The sequence below is a fragment of the Shimia sp. genome, from assembly GCF_039969785.1.
Taxonomy (GTDB): domain Bacteria; phylum Pseudomonadota; class Alphaproteobacteria; order Rhodobacterales; family Rhodobacteraceae; genus Shimia.
The window spans coordinates 20,932-37,604 of sequence record NZ_JBDVNC010000037.1; the positions used below are offsets into that span (position 1 = coordinate 20,932).

At 53.6% G+C, this 16,673-nt stretch carries 15 protein-coding genes; 2 read left to right on the plus strand and 13 right to left on the minus strand.

The genetic code is table 11. The annotated features are described in order from the left end of the window. Nucleotides 1-31: 31 nt before the first annotated feature. The 5 genes from ABJI08_RS17040 to ABJI08_RS17060 form a co-directional block, all read right to left on the minus strand. Nucleotides 32-1,060, minus strand: coding sequence for a C4-dicarboxylate ABC transporter substrate-binding protein (locus ABJI08_RS17040; RefSeq protein ID WP_348403051.1), 1,029 nt, complete (start codon nucleotides 1,058-1,060; stop codon nucleotides 32-34). A gap of 120 nt (nucleotides 1,061-1,180) precedes the next feature. Beyond that, nucleotides 1,181-1,840, minus strand: coding sequence for a GntR family transcriptional regulator (locus tag ABJI08_RS17045; RefSeq protein ID WP_348403052.1), 660 nt, complete (start codon nucleotides 1,838-1,840; stop codon nucleotides 1,181-1,183). 23 nt (nucleotides 1,841-1,863) lie between these two features. After that, nucleotides 1,864-2,445: a cupin domain-containing protein gene (locus ABJI08_RS17050; protein ID WP_348403053.1), complete on the minus strand. Its 582-nt coding sequence runs from the start codon at nucleotides 2,443-2,445 to the stop codon at nucleotides 1,864-1,866. Nucleotides 2,446-2,454: 9 nt separating this feature from the next. Beyond that, nucleotides 2,455-4,347, minus strand: a complete 1,893-nt coding sequence (locus ABJI08_RS17055; RefSeq protein WP_348403054.1) for a TRAP transporter fused permease subunit — start codon at nucleotides 4,345-4,347, stop codon at nucleotides 2,455-2,457. A 61-nt stretch (nucleotides 4,348-4,408) separates the two neighbouring features. After that, complete coding sequence (locus tag ABJI08_RS17060; RefSeq protein ID WP_348403055.1) at nucleotides 4,409-5,332, minus strand: TAXI family TRAP transporter solute-binding subunit; 924 nt, start codon at nucleotides 5,330-5,332, stop codon at nucleotides 4,409-4,411. A 210-nt stretch (nucleotides 5,333-5,542) separates the two neighbouring features. Between ABJI08_RS17060 and ABJI08_RS17065 the strand changes: the two genes are divergently transcribed. Both ABJI08_RS17065 and ABJI08_RS17070 read left to right on the plus strand, forming a co-directional pair. Continuing rightward, entirely contained in the window at nucleotides 5,543-6,304 is a 762-nt protein-coding gene (locus ABJI08_RS17065; RefSeq protein ID WP_348403056.1) for a sulfite exporter TauE/SafE family protein, read from the plus strand. Nucleotides 6,305-6,321: 17 nt separating this feature from the next. Next, the gene (locus ABJI08_RS17070) at nucleotides 6,322-7,089 is read left to right on the plus strand and encodes a glutathione S-transferase family protein (protein WP_348403057.1); all 768 of its coding nucleotides are present in this window, start codon (nucleotides 6,322-6,324) and stop codon (nucleotides 7,087-7,089) included. An 82-nt stretch (nucleotides 7,090-7,171) separates the two neighbouring features. Here ABJI08_RS17070 and ABJI08_RS17075 read toward each other — a convergent pair whose 3' ends face one another. From ABJI08_RS17075 to ABJI08_RS17110, 8 genes are all read right to left on the minus strand, one after another. Continuing rightward, nucleotides 7,172-8,689, minus strand: a complete 1,518-nt coding sequence (locus ABJI08_RS17075) for an aldehyde dehydrogenase (NADP(+)) (RefSeq protein WP_348403058.1) — start codon at nucleotides 8,687-8,689, stop codon at nucleotides 7,172-7,174. 84 nt (nucleotides 8,690-8,773) lie between these two features. Continuing rightward, nucleotides 8,774-9,499 carry a ribonuclease activity regulator RraA gene (locus ABJI08_RS17080; RefSeq protein ID WP_348403059.1) on the minus strand — a complete coding sequence of 242 codons (726 nt, stop codon included), beginning with the start codon at nucleotides 9,497-9,499 and terminating at the stop codon, nucleotides 8,774-8,776. 47 nt (nucleotides 9,500-9,546) lie between these two features. After that, nucleotides 9,547-10,587, minus strand: a complete 1,041-nt coding sequence (locus tag ABJI08_RS17085; RefSeq protein WP_348403060.1) for a DUF475 domain-containing protein — start codon at nucleotides 10,585-10,587, stop codon at nucleotides 9,547-9,549. Then, the gene (locus ABJI08_RS17090; protein WP_348403061.1) at nucleotides 10,584-11,555 is read right to left on the minus strand and encodes a 2-hydroxyacid dehydrogenase; all 972 of its coding nucleotides are present in this window, start codon (nucleotides 11,553-11,555) and stop codon (nucleotides 10,584-10,586) included. The genes ABJI08_RS17085 and ABJI08_RS17090 overlap by 4 nt, the downstream gene beginning before the upstream one ends. Next, nucleotides 11,552-13,183, minus strand: a complete 1,632-nt coding sequence (locus ABJI08_RS17095) for an ABC transporter ATP-binding protein (RefSeq protein ID WP_348403062.1) — start codon at nucleotides 13,181-13,183, stop codon at nucleotides 11,552-11,554. The genes ABJI08_RS17090 and ABJI08_RS17095 overlap by 4 nt, the downstream gene beginning before the upstream one ends. Beyond that, nucleotides 13,176-14,111 carry an ABC transporter permease gene (locus ABJI08_RS17100; protein WP_348403063.1) on the minus strand — a complete coding sequence of 312 codons (936 nt, stop codon included), beginning with the start codon at nucleotides 14,109-14,111 and terminating at the stop codon, nucleotides 13,176-13,178. The genes ABJI08_RS17095 and ABJI08_RS17100 overlap by 8 nt, the downstream gene beginning before the upstream one ends. Before the next feature lie 3 nt (nucleotides 14,112-14,114). Then, nucleotides 14,115-15,029, minus strand: coding sequence for an ABC transporter permease (locus ABJI08_RS17105; RefSeq protein WP_348403064.1), 915 nt, complete (start codon nucleotides 15,027-15,029; stop codon nucleotides 14,115-14,117). Nucleotides 15,030-15,091: 62 nt separating this feature from the next. Beyond that, the gene (locus tag ABJI08_RS17110; protein WP_348403065.1) at nucleotides 15,092-16,597 is read right to left on the minus strand and encodes an ABC transporter substrate-binding protein; all 1,506 of its coding nucleotides are present in this window, start codon (nucleotides 16,595-16,597) and stop codon (nucleotides 15,092-15,094) included. Nucleotides 16,598-16,673 lie beyond the last annotated feature (76 nt).

Genomic DNA, 16,673 nt, shown 5'->3' on the forward strand with positions numbered 1-16,673 from the left:
GCCCCCTTATGAGGGCCGGACAATTGTTGCATTATTGGTTTTTAGCTTCTTCTGCGTAATCCCAAACTGCATCAAACAGACCTTGCGCATCGAACTTATCGCTGTTGGCAGCAATCCACGCGTCCCATACCGGCTGGCCGGCAACCTCACGGAATTTTGCGAGGTCTTCGTCGCTATAGGTGATTTCCTGCATGGTTTCTTTGAACATCGGCAGGTTCTTTTTATCCTGCTCGGCATATGCGGCCTGTTCAACATCCATACCCATCTTGCGCAAGTCCATCAGCAGCGTTTTGTACTGATCGGGCAGCCCGTCATAGGCGGTCTTGTTAAAGACCCAGCCACATTCAGATGTGCCCGGCGCAAGGTTGCCTGTGAACCAATCTGCTTCCTCTGCGATGCCAAAGGAGACATGCGCATATGTAAACGGAAAGGCTGCGGCGTCGACCGCGCCGCGCTGGAATGCGGTTGACGTTTCTCCGGCAGGCAAGGTCGTCTTGGTCGCGCCCAACGCTTCCATGGCGCTCCCCAGACCACCACCTGCGCGAACCCGCATACCATCCCAGTCGGCCAACGCCGTTGGCGCATCGCCTTTGCCCAGAATCTCATACTGCGGCAACAGGCCGGTCAGATAGGGCATCGCATTCCAACGTTCCATGTCAGCAACAATTGCCGGATGCTCAAACATTTTTGAGCGTACATACTGGTCAACGGCAGGGTCGCCAAGCGGCAGGAATGGAAGCGAGAACACCATCCACGCCGGGTTTTTGCCGGGGTGATAGAAGTTGCAAATGGCAGCGCCCTCAAACGCGTTCAACTGCAAGCCGTCAAGGTTTTCGCGCGCGCCGGAAAGCTGGCCACCGTAGAACACCTTGATGTTGAATTTGCCGCCAGTTTTGGCCGAAACCTCTTCGGCAATGGCTTCCATTCCAGCCGAAAGTGCCCGCGGGTTGCCCCACATAGACAGGCTCCAGTTGACTTCGGGGCCATCGATAGACTGTGCCGATGCCGCCGTTGATGCCAATAGCAAGGCAGTAACTGCCGCGCGCTTGAATGATTTCATGTCATCCTCCCAGATGGTTTTTGCCAGTTTTAAAGTTTGATCCCTCTTGCCTTGCTGGCATCCGGCAAGAGGTGAGACAGGTCGCCCAGATCAGGCCACCTTTAGGTAATAATTTCCGCGTCATAAACCGCTCAATTGCGTCGCTAAATACGCCCCCGTCAGGCGGTAATGGTTGAGCAACGCCTTTGACGCAGTTTCGGCATCTCGGCTGACCGTCGCTTCCAGAATATCAGAGTGTTCGGCAGAAATATCACGGCTTTGATAGCTTTCCCCAGACGCGGCAAGATAGCGGTACCGAATATTGAGATCATAGAGCTGGCTGCAGTATCGCTCAAGAACCGGCGATCCAGCATTGTTTATCAAGGCCACATGGAACGCCTTATGTGCTTCCTCAAAGGTCGGTGTCCCAGCGACCTGTTTCATCCGGTGATGTGACAATACAAGATGATCTTCCCAGTCCGAACTGGCCTGCGCAATTGATCTGCGCAATGCCATGTCTTCAAAGGCACAACGCGTGTCCAGGATGTCTTCAAAATCCGCCAAGCTCGCCGGTGCCGTGCGAAACCCACGCTGATCTATGCGCTCGACGAGCAAGTCCGACGTCAAAAGGCTCAGCGCCTCGCGTACCGGAGACGCGCCAATATCGAGCAGCTTACGCAATTGTTCGATTTTCAGTTTCTCTCCGGCGGGCAACACCCCTGTCAGGATCATCTCACGCAGCGAAAGATAGGCCATATGCGTTGCCGAACCCTCTTTGCTGCCAGAGTTGATCACATTCATTTAACTTGCCTTTCTGCTTTCAATTAGTCGCGACTGGGGATGCCTTTGCCCTTACCGGCTTGCGAAACACCGTCGACCAACACGAACATTATTGTGCAGGGTTCGGTGCCCCGATTGGCCCAGGCGTGATTGGTGCCACGCTGCACAACAACGTCTCCGGCTTTGAGCAGCACATCGTCTTTTTCTTCATCCATCACCATCCAGATTTCACCGTTCATGACGATGCCATAATCAACTGAATCCGTGCGATGCATCCACGGATGACGTCCGCCCGGAACAATATTTGCGCCTGCGCCCATCTCGGCAAAGGCAGCCGCGCCATCCTCGCTTGAAAGCCGCGCCATCACTTCGGGGTCTTCAGGCAGAAACTCGACGCACCGAAACATCGTGCCATTTTCGGGCGGATGCAAAATGAATGGACCGGTGCATGTTTCAGTTGCCCCATCATATTCGGCAGGTGTCTGATCAGAGCGCCAAAAATTCGTCAGCCGGACGCCCGGACGGTTGGGCCGTTCCAGTATTTGCGTCGCGATCTCGTCGCTTTCGATGATGGCCGCGCCTTTCTCGTCATGTCCGGTAACGACGCGTCGGTATTCTTTATGCATGACTGCTCCTCAGTGCTTTTGATTTTGTGGGGTCAGGTTCAGCCGCGCAACCACGACCATGCCCGCGAGCATGACCAAACCGACGACGTTTGTGACAGGGGACTGGTACATCAACAAAAGGCCAGTTGCCGCCATCGTGGCCCTGCCAACCGCACCCAGCGGCTGCAGGAAATAACCGACCACTGCTGCGGCGATACAATAGACGCTGATCAGTCCGATGATGATTGCCGCGAATATCTGAACTGCGGTGCCGTCCATCAACAACGCCGGTCCGAAAAAGAACATGAAGGGCAGTATGTAGCTGGTGATGCCATATGCAAATGCGGTCCAGCTGGTTTTGTTGATGTCACTGCCCGCAATGCCCGCCGCGACATAAGACGCAAGCGCCACCGGCGGTGTGATTGTCGAGATACAGCCAAAGAAGAACACGAACATATGCGCCGTCAAGATCGGCACTCCCATCTCCACCAGTGGAGGAGCCACAACCGTTGCCAGGATCAGATAAGCGGCGGTGGTCGGAAGTCCCATCCCCAAAACAATGGCCATAAGCGCGGTCATCGCCAAAGCAATCAGCGGCTGACCTGCAGAAACGTCAATGATCAATCCCGATATTTTGGACCCAACACCCGTCATCGAAAGCACACCGGCAACAATACCAGCGGCAGCACACGCCGCCGCAATTGAGAGCACCGCAAGCGCGCCCTCCTCAAGCGATTTCAGAATGCGGCCGACATAACCTTTGATGTCGCGCCACTCAAACAAAAAGCAACCGGCCAACAACGCGATGAGGCCCACAAATGACGCGCGGAAAGGCGAATAGCCAATGACCATCATCCCAACGAGCAAAGCAAAGGGGATCACAAATCGCAATCCGGGTAGCAACACGCTGGACAAAGGTTCAGTTGTCTCTTGGGCAACGCTGACCACCATGCCGGATTTGACAGCACGCAGGTGCACAATGAACAGGATAGACGAGAAAAAGAGCAGCGCTGGGATCAATGCGGCCAGCATCACATCACGGTACGGCGTGCCGATGATCTCGGCCATGATAAACGCCGCAGCGCCCATGATCGGTGGCATGATTTGCCCCCCGGTCGACACAACCGCCTCGATCGCGGCGGCCTGATTGGGCTTGTAACCTTCCCGCTTCATCATCGGAATGGTCATGGTTCCCGTCACAGCAACATTGCCAGCCGCCGAGCCCGAGATCATGCCCAACAACGTGCTAAAAATCACAGCCGTTTTGGCGGATGCGGCTCGCGTTCCACTGGTCAACGCGCTTGCAATACGGAAAAAGAACTCACCTGCGCCAAAGTTATTCAGGAACGCGCCAAAAATCGTAAATATGATGATGTACGACGCCGAAACGCCTAGCGGGATGCCAAAAATACCTTCGGTCCCCGTCGCCATAAAGATTGCGACACGCTCCGCACTATAGCCGCGGCCCTCAAATACGCCGGGCATATAAGGGGCGACGAGTGGATAGAGAAGAAAGATGACGGCGATTAGGCTGAGCAAAAAACCAATACGCCGGATCACAGCAAGCAGCACCAACAGGATCACAACCATGCCGACATATGCGTCATAGTCATTTGTAACACCGCCGCTAAATGCAATCGGTTTCCAGCGCAGGTAGGTGTAGATGCCAGCCCCCAGCGACACCAAGGCCAAAGTGACCCGCAGGATTAGGTCGCGGGAACTTATGGCAGACGCGCTTGCGCCCTCGCCCGCTGGTTTTTTTATCGCAAGAAAGACAAGGACCAGCATAACCGTCAAATGAATGCTGCGTATGTCCATCGTCGAATAACTGCCGAAACCTGCGACAATCGAAAGATGCCAAAGGCTCAGGCAAATCGCCGTAACCGACACAACTTTGCCTAGTATGTGCTGCGCACCCGTCATAACTCTGTTTTTTCCTGCGAAAAATATAAGGGGCAGCAAAATGGCCGCCCCTTGTTTGGTCTTAATTCAAGGATTCGAAATACGCCTGCGCAGCAGGGTGCAGCGGGATCGGCAGATCAAGCGACGCTTTTGGTACAATTTGTTTTGCCAAAGCGTTTTCAGCAATCAGATCATCCAGGTTGCCATAAATGGCTTCCAACAAGATCGTCGCGCGCGCATCATCCATGTCACCCTTGGCAATCAGCATGTTAGCCGAACCAATCACAACGACATCGCTGCCTGTGTCATAGACATCTGCAGGCACTGTCACGTTGGAGTAATATGGGAACATCTCTGTCAGCTCTGCCATTTTCGCGTCGCCAAGTTCAATGAACTTCAGCTCTTTTGTGGCCCCTGTTTGCATCACTGCAGAGGTTGGATACCCCGCAAGCGCAAATGCGGCGTCGACATTGCCATCAGACAACTGGCTGAATCCGTCTGCATAGGACAAAAAGCTTGGAACGATGTCTTCCAGCGTCATGCCATAAAGCTTAAAGAGGTTGCGGGTCATGCTGAGTGTGCCGCCGCCTGCAGGTCCAATCGCGACCTTCTTGCCTTTAAGGTCTTCGATGCTTTCAATGCCAGATCCCGGCAGCGTCACCATGTGCAGGATGCTTGAATGCAATTGCCCCATGGCTGTGATGTCCAGCGCTTCCTTGTAGGGGCCCTTGCCGCCTACTGCCAGAAAACTCAGGCTGGCAGGTGCGATACCCAGCTCGACCTCACCGGAATCAACAAGGCGCGGATTTTCCGCGCCACCACCCGTCACAATCGGGACCATGGTGTAGCCCTCGGCATGTTTGTTGACCATGTTGCTCAGCGCCTGCCCCATCGGGTAATATGCGCCGCCCAAACTCGCAGTGCCGATGCGCAGCTCTTGCGCGGATACGGTCATTGGCGCGATGGCCATGGCTGCAACAGCCAGAACTTTTGTTGCGATATTCATAGAGACCTCCCTTATCTGTTCTCCTGGCGAGCCAACTCAAACCATTCGCGCACCGTAGATTCTGAATACAATATCGGTGTAAAACGATAATGCAATATTTTATCGATTTTTCTTGTGGTGTTCTTAAAAGTCTAGATAATCAAGAAATCACGCAAGATATCGTCGACGACTTCTTGAAACAGCCAACATAATCTCTAGGCCACATCGCCCATGACCGCTGATCTTGTCATTCTATGTGTCGCGTCCGTGACATTCTTTATCGGCGGATTGTCCAAGGGTGCGATCGGGTTTGGTTTGCCGATGATCGCCATACCGATGCTCACAGCGACGGGATCGCTGCCGCTGGCATTGTCGATCGCAGTGCCGCCGGTTGTCGCAACAAACCTCTGGCAAATTTGGAAATTTCGCGCGCACCACCACATCCCTTTTATGCGCAGCTTTCTCATAACCGGACTGCTGGGCCTGCTGTTCGGGACCTTCGTGCTCAAAAACGTCGAGAATGCCTACTTCGAAATTCTACTCGGCTGTTTGGTCCTGTTTTACCTTTTCAAGAAAAACAAGAGCGGCAAAACCCTGACGCCAGAACGACAAAATCGGCTTGCACCCATTATCGGAAGTGCTGCCGGTCTGGTGCACGGAACAATGGGCATGTCTGGTTTGGTCGGCACGCCCTTTTTCTATGCCGCAGGGCTGTCGCGCCCGTCCTTCATTTTCGCCAACAGCCTTATGTTCATTGTGTTCTCGGCACTGCATATGCCCGCGCTTGCAGTCGCGGGTCTCTATCAGCCCACAGCCCTTGTCATTGGATTATTCGTGATGATCCCGGCCTTTGCTGGTCTGTGGATCGGAAACATGTTGGTTGATCGACTAAAGGCATCGACCTTTCCGCTGCTTGTCAAAGGCATGTTGATGATCGCCGCGATTTTGCCGATCTGGAATGGATTGGCGCATTTTCTCTCACCACCGACCTGACCCCGGAGGCATTACACATGCTTAAACTCTTTCACGCGAACCACTCAACATGCAGTCAAAAAGTGCGTCTCTGCCTTGCTGAAAAGGGCCTCAAATATCAGAGCCAATTGGTCAATCTCGCAACCAAAGAGCATCTGACGCCCGAGTACTTGGCCATCAACCCCAACGGGGTCGTGCCAACGTTGATACATGACGGTGCGATCATTACGGATTCCGGTGTTATCTGCGAATATCTTGACGAGGTTTTTCCGTCGGTCGCAATGCTACCCACCGACCCTGCTGAGCGCGCCGTCGTCAGAGCATGGGGCCGTTATCTGGATGAAGTTCCTACAGCGGCAATTCGGGTGCCCTCATTCAACATGGCGTTTTTGCCGCGTTACGACGACCTGGATGACCAAACTTTTCAGCAACAACAGGCCAATGTGCGCCCTATTCGCAAACAGTTTTATGAACGCATGGGCCGCAAGGGCTTTGACGACTCCGAGGTCGATGCCGCAATGGACCAGTTCAACGCGACGCTGGTGCGTATGGAAAAAAGGCTGGCTGACGCCCCATGGATTTCTGGCGAAAATTTTGGGCTGGCGGACATCATCGTCTTACCGCTTGTCGACCGCATGGATGATCTTTCTTTCGCTAACATGTGGGAAGACATGTTTCCACGTGTGACAGATTGGTTCCAGCGCGCAAAAGACCGGCCTTCGTTTACCCAAGCGTTTTACCCGAAATCCCGGCTATCAGAATTTTTGAATATTGCGCCGCTACGGCCTGCCGATGCATCGACATAGCTTCGAACGGCTGATTGCCTGACTTCAACGGGACAGACACGTTTCGGCCTAAAAAAGGGGGCGACGCCGCGCCCCCAATTTTTCATTTTTCAAAATCATCCGGCAACAGTGCCGCAGGAAGGTCCTGCAAACAAACAGGTCGCAAGAACCGTCTGATTGACAATGTCCCGACAGAGGTCGCTCCAAAATTTGTCGATGCCGGATAAGGGCCGCCATGCACCATCGCATCACAAACTTCGACACCGGTTGGGAAACCGTTGAACAGCACCCGACCCGCCTTGCGTTCAAATATTGGCAACAGGCATTTGGCCAGATCAGAGTCCGCTTCGTCCATGTGCGCCGTACAGGTCAATTGCCCTTCAAGCGCAAGCGCAACTTCTTTCATCTGAGCAATGTCTTGTACCCGAACCACCAGCCCAAGAGGGCCAAAAACCTCCTCGGCCAGGTTCCCATTACGGAGCCATTGATCCCCTGTCGTTTCATACAGAAACGGGCTGGCAGACCGGTCAGCACATTGAGAGCTGAAAATTTCTTCTACGCCGTCGCTATTAGCGACGCGGCTCTGCCCCGCCCGATAAGCATCAGCAATCCCGTCCGTTAGCATTACCTGCGAAGAAACCGCTTCCAACGCAGATTTGGCAGACTGCACAAACGCCTCTGCTTCTGGACCATCAATTACAACTGCCACCCCGGGGTTGGTGCAAAACTGCCCCGCACCCATCGTGAGAGATGCCGCCCAACCGGTTCCGATCTGAACACCGCGCGACGCGACAGCACCTGGTAGCAGGAACATCGGATTTACCGACCCCAATTCTCCAAAAAACGGAATTGGATTGGGACGCTGCGCGCAAAGATCGAAAAGCGCCCGTCCACCGGCAAGAGAGCCGGTAAAGCCTACGGCATTGATCAGCGAATGCTGTACCAACGACGTACCGACGTCACGTTTACCGCCCTGAATGAGCGAAAATACACCGGGATGGACATCGCATTTCTGAATTGCGGCACAAACCGCTTCTGCGATAATCTCGCCCGTTCCTGGATGCGCGCTGTGGCCTTTGACCACAACAGGGCACCCAGCGGCCAGCGCGGCAGCTGTGTCGCCGCCAGCCGTCGAAAACGCCAGCGGGAAATTCGATGCGCCAAACACCGCGACTGGTCCAATTGGACGCTGCACAAGCTTTATATCAGGTCGAGGAACTGGCGCGCGGTCTGGCAACGCGAGATCGTGTCTCACGTCAAGGTAGTCACCTTGCAGAATATGGTTTGCGAACAGCCGGAGTTGCCCGACAGTGCGCCCTCGTTCACCCATAAGCCGGGCTTCGGGCAAACCGGATTCCTGACTGCCAATTTCGGTGATTGCTTCGGCTCTGGCTTCGATTTCGTCTGCGATTACGTTCAGAAAGGCTGCTCGCTCTGCTCTTGAAGAATAGCCGAAAGTCCAGAACGCTTCCTCGGCGGCCTGACAGGCTGCATCTACGTGCGAAGGCGTACCAACCGAAAACTGATGGCTTGGACCATGCGCGGGGGAAGAGGCGAAAACGTTCTCTCCCGCGATCCAGTTTCCAGCAACCAGGTGTTTTCCATGCGGTTCGAATTTCATCTGTGAATCTCAATTTCGTTTCTGTGTTTCAATCTATTCATCAACCGGGGCGCATATACTAGGTCCATTCGCGCTCACCAAATATTATTCCGATTGCTCAGAACGCCATTTTTGAAATTCAACAAGGTTTTCTTCTTTGGTTGCCGGGTACAGCCCGATGATCGACGCTCCGGATTTCACCTTGCTCAGAACAAAATTCTCGTAGGCGGTCATTTCTGTCGCATCGGCGGCGGTCTCATCGGCCAGATGGGCCGGTATGACAATCACGCTGTCATCATCCCCAACCATGATGTCACCCGGAAACACTGGCGCGTCACCGCATCCGATTGGCACATTGATGTCGATGGCTTCGTTTGTTGTGAGGTTGGTTAGGCTCGCCGGGCGGTGATGATAAGACGGGATATCCAGTTCAGCGATGTTCATCGCGTCCCGAAACCCGCCATCTGTCACGACACCAGCTACGCCCCGCGCCATAAGTCGATTAATCAGAATATCCCCGGCCGAAGCGGCATATGCGCTTTTGCGGCTGTCCATCACCATCACATGACCCTCCGGGCAAATCTCTACAGCGTGGCGCTGTGGATGTTGTGGGTTCCGAAACTCGACAAGCTGGTTACGATCTTCGCGGGCAGGCATATAGCGCAAGGTAAATGCCGGTCCGACCATGTTACGCCCTTTTTGCGACAGCGGTCGCACATCCTGTATCACCTGATTTCGCAATCCGTGTTTGTACATAACAGTAGCCAGTGTTGCGACAGAAACTTTCTCCAGCAGCGCACGCGTCTCTGGCTTCAGTGGATGCTCGGACATCGGATTTCCTTTCGAGTTATTCTTCGTTTTTTTATCGAGATCTTGTGTCATATTTCTCGCTCCGCATTGTTGTGGCGGATTGACGAAAACAGCGACAAACAAATGAGCGCGGCTCCTACCAGTCCCGTAAAGAGTTCGGGAATATGCCAAAGCGATTGTGCATACATGATCACCGACAACACGAGCACCGAGTAGAAGGCGCCATGCTCAAGGTAGCGAAACTGCGTCAGCATTTTGCTTTCGACCAACATGATGGTCATGGAACGCACATAAAAGGCGCCGATGCCAAGGCCAATTGCGATCAGGAACAGGTTCTGCGTCAAGGCAAATGCTCCTATTACACCGTCAAAGGAGAAGCTGGCATCCAGAACTTCGAGATACAGGAAAGCCCCGAAACCACCTTTGGCAGCAAGGTTGTTAACTTCTTTTTCTGCATCCAGAATATGCCCAAGCAATTCCACAGCAAGGAACGTCACGAGCCCACACACTGCCGCGAACAGAAAGGTTGCGCTGTCTGGGCCGGTCAGGGACGTTGTAAACATCAGAGCCAAAAACAGCACAAACGCGATTTCCAGACCGCGGATCGATGCGCAGCTTCGCAGACGACACTCGATCACACGGATCCAATCAACCTCTTTCGATTGGTCAATGAAATACGTCAGAGCCACCATCATCAGGAATGTGCCACCAAAGGCCGAGATTCCAATATGGGAGTCATCCATAATGCGCGCGTATTCCTGAGGGTCTGAAGCGGCAAGCACTATTGCCGATATCGGACCAATTTTTGCAGCGATTGCAACAACGGCCAGCGGGAAAATGATACGCATCCCAAAGACCGCGACGACGATTCCCCACGTCAGAAACCTGTGCTGCCACTTGGGCTCCATCTTTTCCAAAATGTTGGCATTGACGATGGCGTTGTCAAAACTCAGCGAAATTTCAAGGACTGCCAAAACAGATCCGATCAGGAAAAACGAGATCGCTCCGCCCATGGTGCCGGTGGTATTGTAACCCAGCCAAAACGCCAGCATCAGCCCAATGGCTGTGAAGACAAACGGCCATAGAAAGTACTTGAAGGTGCCGGTCATGAAATAGTCCTGTTACGCTGATCAAGTTCGAAAACTGGGGAAATAAGAGACGCGCCTGAAAAATGCGCAATCAGATTGTTCAAGGCCAACTGAGACATAGCACAGCGTGTTTCATTAGTTCCGCTTGCATGATGTGGATAGAGAACAACGTTACGCAGCTCTGTTAGGCGCGGGTCTGGGTCTGGTTCGTTTAAAAAAACATCTAGTCCGGCTGAACCGAGCGCCCCGGACGTCAGGCATGAGATCAGCGCTTCTTCGTCGACAACGCTGCCGCGCGCAATATTGATCAATGTCCCTTGCGTGCCGAGCTCAGAAAGAACACTTTTGTCGATCATCCCTTCTGTCTCCGCCCCCCCAGGCACGGCAACAATCAGGATGTCGCTCCAATTTGCCAAAGACACTGCGTCTGGAAAATAGCGATAGGCATTGTCCTTGCGCCGACGTGTGCAATACCCGATGTCAAGCTTAAGCGCCTGCAGTCTATTGGCAATTTCCTGCCCTATTATTCCAAGACCAAGGATACCTGCGCGTTTGCCTTTAAGGGAGGACAGCAACGGATAGGGTCCTTGCGCGCCCCACTCGCCGGACCGAACATATGCATCTGCCTTTACCAGTTCCTTGCGCGCGGCCAACGTCAACATGACGGCGGTATCTGCAACTTCGTCACTCAAAGCCAGCGAGGCATTTGTAAAGGGAATGCCGTTTTGCCTTAGAACGCTGTCATCGATCATCTCAAAACCTGCGGTGTTGCACGCCAGAATTTCAAGTTGTGGCAAACGTTGCAGCTCTTCTTCTCCGAACGTGTAATGGCCACTGATGATCGCCGCGCGACAATTGCCACCGAGCCTGTTCAGAAAATCGGCTTTGTCCTCGGCCAGATCAAGACGGTACACAACAAAATGACGTTCAAGGTCTTGCAGAACAGACGGCCAGATTGGCGACATTACCAAAACTTGCGGCTTTGTCATTCGACCAACTCCTGTATATTTTGCGCAGTGGCCCGCCTTTGCGCCTGAACGTCGGGGTCCGGGTCCAGACTGGCCGCGATCAGGTTGCGCGTGTAGTCCTCGCGCGGGGCATTGAATATCTGACCCACCGGCCCTTGTTCAACAATTCTGCCGTTTTTCATCACGATGACCCGGTGCGCGAAATCACGTACCAAAGGAAGATCGTGCGCGATGAAAAGGAAACTAACCCCCAAGTCTGACTGCAATGCCGTCAACAGCGACAGAACTTGCCCCTGAATGGAAACGTCCAGAGCTGAGACCGCTTCGTCGCAAATGATCAGCTTAGGCTGCAGCGCCAAGGCACGCGCAATGGCGATACGTTGCCGTTGACCACCCGAAAACTGGTGCGGATAACGATGGATATGTGCTGCTTGCAATCCGACCTGTTCCAACAATTCACAGACCCGGGCTTTCCACTGAGGTTTGGCCAAAATGTCGGGGTGAATGACAAACGCCTCGGAAATGATCTGAAAAATCGACATGCGCGGGTTAAGCGACTGTGTCGGATCCTGAAAAACCATTTGGATGTCGCGGCGGGTATCAAAAAGCTCCTTTGGGCTCATGCTGACAAGGTCGCGATCCTCGAACAATGCCTGCCCATCGGTTGCGTCTTCCAATCGCAATAGTGTTTTTGCCAAGGTCGACTTTCCCGACCCAGACTCGCCAACAATCGCAACAGTCTCGCCGGGCAGCACCGTCAGACTTACATCGTCCAGCGCAACAAATGACCCATAGTGCTTTGTCAGACCTCTTATATCCAAAACGGGTTTGATGGCCGCATCAAGTTGATCTGCCAGCTCGCCTGCTCCGGGCACTGCGGCAATCAGCTTCTTTGTGTAGGGATGCTGGGGATTATGATAGACGTCGCGGGCGCTGCCCGTCTCAACAACCTGACCCGCGTTCATCACCACAACTCGATCTGCGACCTCGGCCACAACACCAAGGTCATGCGTGATCAGCAAAAGCCCCATCCCGGTTTCTTTTTGAAGCTCTTCCAACAATGTCAGTATTTGCGCTTGCACGGTCACATCAAGCGCTGTTGTCGGTTCATCCGCGATCAGGATATCCGGCTTCAGAGCCAAGGCCATTGCAATCATAATGCGTTGGCGTTGCCCACCGGAAAACTGATGAGGATAGGCGTCGATTTTAGTCTCAACGTCTGGAATGCCCACCCGCTTTAACAATTCAAGTGTGCGCGCACGTGTTTCGGACTTGTTGACACCGTGCGCCGCCATGGTTTCCGCAATTTGAAAGCCGATTGTGTAGACCGGGTTCAAATGGCTCAGAGGGTCCTGAAAGATCATTGCAATGCGATGACCGTTCAGCTCACGTCGTTCCTCTGAGGACATGTCCAACAGGTCCCTGTGCTCAAAAAGGATTTCACCCGAAGTGATCTCGCCGGGAGGCATGTCAATGAGATCGAGCACAGCGGAAGCCGACACCGACTTGCCAGACCCGGATTCGCCCAGAATGGCCAGTGTTTCTCCGCGATCCAGATGCCAGCTTACGTCACGCACGGCGTGGACTGTTCCGTGAGAGGTGTGAAAATCCACCGAGAGATTGCGAACTTCTAAAAGACGTTTACCCATTTTTCTTCCCCACGTTTTCAAGGCGCCAGCGCTGTGCCGGATCAAGTGCGGTTCGCATCCAGTGAGACAAAAGGTTCAAAGACAAGGTGGTCAGAATGATCGCCAGACCCGGCCAGAAAGACAGCCACCAGGCCGTCGTCAAATACGGGCGCCCCTGCGAAACCATGAGCCCCCACGTGATCTCGGGTGGCTGAATACCAATCCCCAAAAACGACAGGGACGATTCTGCCAGCATCACAAAGGCAAAATCCAAAGTGGCGATGGTTATCAAAGTCGGAAAGACCACTGGCAGAATGTGCCGGAAAATGATCCTGCGTGTCGATGCGCCCATAACCCGCGCTGCCTGAACGAACATTCTTTCGCGCACCTCAAGCGTTTCGGCGCGGGCGGTTCGCAAATAAATCGGAATGCGCGTGATCGCCAAAACGATCACCAGATTGAAGACCGAACTTTCCAACATAAACAGCACAATCACCGCCAGTAGCAACGACGGAAATGACATGATGATATCGGCCAGCCGCATGATAACCTGACTGATATTGTGCGTTGTGTAGCCTGCGAGCAGCCCCAGCGAAGTCCCAATGACCAACGAAAAGAACACGGCGCCTGCAGCCACAAATATCGTGTTTTGGGCGGCAACGATTATGCGGGCAAGCAGCGGGCGACCCAGCGCATCTCCGCCAAGCCAGAATAGCCAGTGTTTTTCAAAATCGAACGGCGGCGCGTTGCGTCCGCGCAAGTTCTGTTTTGTGGCGATGTCTTCGAACAAGAGCGGTCCAAAGACGGCGCAGAACACGACAAGCAAAAGGAAAACTGTCGAGACAAATGCAAACTTGTCATTCCAAAGCATACGCAGCGTCTGTGCGATCGGATTGGGCGCGTCGGGAAGCTCGGGTTGGGTCGGGGATACTTGGTCAATATGGGCCATGGATTAGTACCTGATGCGGGGATCAAGGATCGAGTAGAGAATGTCGATCAGGATGTTCATGAGGAAAATCGCCATTGCGGTGACCATAATGGCCGCCAGAACAACGGTGAAGTCGCGTTGCAGTATGGAATCGATCATCAGCTTTCCGACTCCCGGAAACCCAAAGATAGTCTCGACCACGACGGCCCCGTTCAAGAGCGCGGCAGCCTGATCTCCAATCACAGTAATAACCGGGAGAAGTGCATTGCGCAGCGCGTGAACAAAGATAATTGGCCGGTTCTTGATGCCCTTGGCACGTGCAGTTTTCACATATGCCGAGCCGAGCGCATTGATCATGGACCCCCGCACAATTTGTAAGATCAGTCCGAAAGGTCGGATAAATAGGACGGATATCGGAAGGATCCAGTGCCAAACCGTTCCCGTGCCTGACGTTGGAACCCAACCCAAGGTCACAGAAAATACAACGATGGCGACAATCGCGACCCAGAAATCAGGGGCGCTGGCGCCCACCAGTGAAAAGAAGGTGGCGATACGATCAAACACACCCCCGACATGATAGGCCGCCAGAGACCCAAGTGTGATGGCAAGCACGACAACCAGCGACATGGTGATCAGCGCAAGCTGCAGCGTCCAGGCAAACCCCCTGAGAACAACATCGATGGCAGGCTCCGAACGCCGAATTGATTCACCAAAATCAAGACGGATCAAATCGCCCATATAGTTGAGAAACTGCACAAACAGAGGCTTATCAAGCCCATGAATGGCGCGGAATTGATTACGGCTTTCTTCTGACGCATCGAGCGGCAAATAGAGACCTGTCGGATCACCGGTCAACCGGCTCAGGAAAAACACGAGCAAAATCAGTCCGACAAGTGAGATGCCACTTGCGACTGCTCGTTTTCCCAGAAAATTCAGCATTGTGCCGGACCTTTTGATTGAGTTTGCTGCGGACAACGGATGCTGTCCGCAGCCTTGGTTTTTTACTTGAATTCGATCTGCGACAACTGCAGTTCGCTGTTCGTGCGGATTGTCGGCGCAAAGTCGAGACGGTCGTTGACGCGACTAAATCCAACCATATGGAACAACATAACATCCGCGATGACTTCTTCGTGGATGTACCCGAACAACTCGCTCCATTTCGCTGCACGCGCTTCGCCTGTGGCGGCGGTCGCCTCTGCAATCAAAGCGTCAACCTTAGGATCCGTCAAACCAGATTGCTGACCTTCGGAATGGTACTTGAAATACATCGAGAACACAGGATCGCCATTGGCATTATCGTGCTGAGCTTCGATGATTTCCGGACCACGGTCAGCTGGGAAGGGTTTCGCATAACGCTCCAGCCACTCGGCAACTTCGACCATTTCAAGTTTCATATTGAAACCCACGTCCTGATACATGGCGTGCAAGGCTTCCATGGTTTCAAGCACGTTCGCAAAGTTGTTGATACGGCCGATCAGCGTGATCTCTGTGTCAACAGGAACACCGTCCGCCTTGGCTTCTGCCAGCAACGCTTTGGCGCGCTCTGGATCATAGGCATAAGGCTTGAGGTCGTGATCATACCCAATCGTGGAAGGCGGTGTAATGCCGGTCGCAAGCAAAGTACCGTTCGCCAGAATTGTGCCAACAAATGCTTCGCGATCAACGGCGAGGTTCAACGCCTCACGCACCCGACGATCGTCGAGAGGAGCGTATGCGTGCTCAAGGCGCAAGAAGACCGTTTCAGAGTTTGGATAAGAGAAATCCATTGCTGGATCACGGGCATCCTGAAGCGCGATATTCGGAGCTATGTCAGCCTCACCGGCTGCAACCATTGCCGCACGAACGGCGCTGTCTGCACGGAAAACGTACGTGGCCGATTGAACGGTCGGCTGGTCGCCCCAATAGCTCGGGTTCGCTGACAGCTTGATATGTTGGCCGCGGGCATATTCATCAAATGTATAGGGGCCTGTGCCAATCGGATGATCAACAAACTTGTCCAAAGGCGTGGTGGACGGTGTCACCGTCACGGTCGACATCAGCATCGGCAGAATAGGCTGGGCCGGGTTGGCGGTCACATCAATTGTATGCGCGTCAACAATGTTCGACGTAATCTCAATTCCGCCGAAGAACTTCGCGCCAATCTCACACGCGATGGCTTCAGATTTCATTCTGACCAATGAATGCGCAACATCCTCGGCATCCATCGCAGAACCATCGCTAAAGGTCACGCCTTCGCGCAGCTTAAACCGCCAGGTACCATTGCCCACATCCTCCCAGCTTTCGGCCAATCGCGGCTGAAGCCCCGTTGTGGGGTCCATTTCCGTGACCGTCTCGGAAATGTTCTGAAAGAGAACACGGCCAACATTGGATTTCGTCGCAGAACACGGTTCAACGATTTCGAGTTCTTCCGATAGAACGACAGTCACAGAGTTACTCTGTGCATGTGCTCCAAAGGCAAGCGTCGACGCGAGCAGCGACATTGCCACAAGGGGTGTTTTTCGGTTCATTTGGTCCTCCCAAAGTTTCCAAAGTTAAAGGTTCTCGCCGCTTGGCGTCCAAGGATCCCGACGATACGTCCTTTAA

What these genes read in the sequence shown, in the direction of transcription:
- ABJI08_RS17075 (WP_348403058.1), bottom strand. Translation starts at nt 8,689, where the DNA reads ATGAAATTCGAACCGCATGGAAAACACCTGGTTGCTGGAAACTGGATC.
- ABJI08_RS17055 (WP_348403054.1), bottom strand. Translation starts at nt 4,347, where the DNA reads ATGACGGGTGCGCAGCACATACTAGGCAAAGTTGTGTCGGTTACGGCG.
- ABJI08_RS17070 (WP_348403057.1), top strand. Translation starts at nt 6,322, where the DNA reads ATGCTTAAACTCTTTCACGCGAACCACTCAACATGCAGTCAAAAAGTG.
- ABJI08_RS17060 (WP_348403055.1), bottom strand. Translation starts at nt 5,332, where the DNA reads ATGAATATCGCAACAAAAGTTCTGGCTGTTGCAGCCATGGCCATCGCG.
- ABJI08_RS17080 (WP_348403059.1), bottom strand. Translation starts at nt 9,499, where the DNA reads ATGTCCGAGCATCCACTGAAGCCAGAGACGCGTGCGCTGCTGGAGAAA.
- ABJI08_RS17065 (WP_348403056.1), top strand. Translation starts at nt 5,543, where the DNA reads ATGACCGCTGATCTTGTCATTCTATGTGTCGCGTCCGTGACATTCTTT.
- ABJI08_RS17100 (WP_348403063.1), bottom strand. Translation starts at nt 14,111, where the DNA reads ATGGCCCATATTGACCAAGTATCCCCGACCCAACCCGAGCTTCCCGAC.
- ABJI08_RS17105 (WP_348403064.1), bottom strand. Translation starts at nt 15,029, where the DNA reads ATGCTGAATTTTCTGGGAAAACGAGCAGTCGCAAGTGGCATCTCACTT.
- ABJI08_RS17050 (WP_348403053.1), bottom strand. Translation starts at nt 2,445, where the DNA reads ATGCATAAAGAATACCGACGCGTCGTTACCGGACATGACGAGAAAGGC.
- ABJI08_RS17045 (WP_348403052.1), bottom strand. Translation starts at nt 1,840, where the DNA reads ATGAATGTGATCAACTCTGGCAGCAAAGAGGGTTCGGCAACGCATATG.
- ABJI08_RS17040 (WP_348403051.1), bottom strand. Translation starts at nt 1,060, where the DNA reads ATGAAATCATTCAAGCGCGCGGCAGTTACTGCCTTGCTATTGGCATCA.
- ABJI08_RS17110 (WP_348403065.1), bottom strand. Translation starts at nt 16,597, where the DNA reads ATGAACCGAAAAACACCCCTTGTGGCAATGTCGCTGCTCGCGTCGACG.
- ABJI08_RS17095 (WP_348403062.1), bottom strand. Translation starts at nt 13,183, where the DNA reads ATGGGTAAACGTCTTTTAGAAGTTCGCAATCTCTCGGTGGATTTTCAC.
- ABJI08_RS17090 (WP_348403061.1), bottom strand. Translation starts at nt 11,555, where the DNA reads ATGACAAAGCCGCAAGTTTTGGTAATGTCGCCAATCTGGCCGTCTGTT.
- ABJI08_RS17085 (WP_348403060.1), bottom strand. Translation starts at nt 10,587, where the DNA reads ATGACCGGCACCTTCAAGTACTTTCTATGGCCGTTTGTCTTCACAGCC.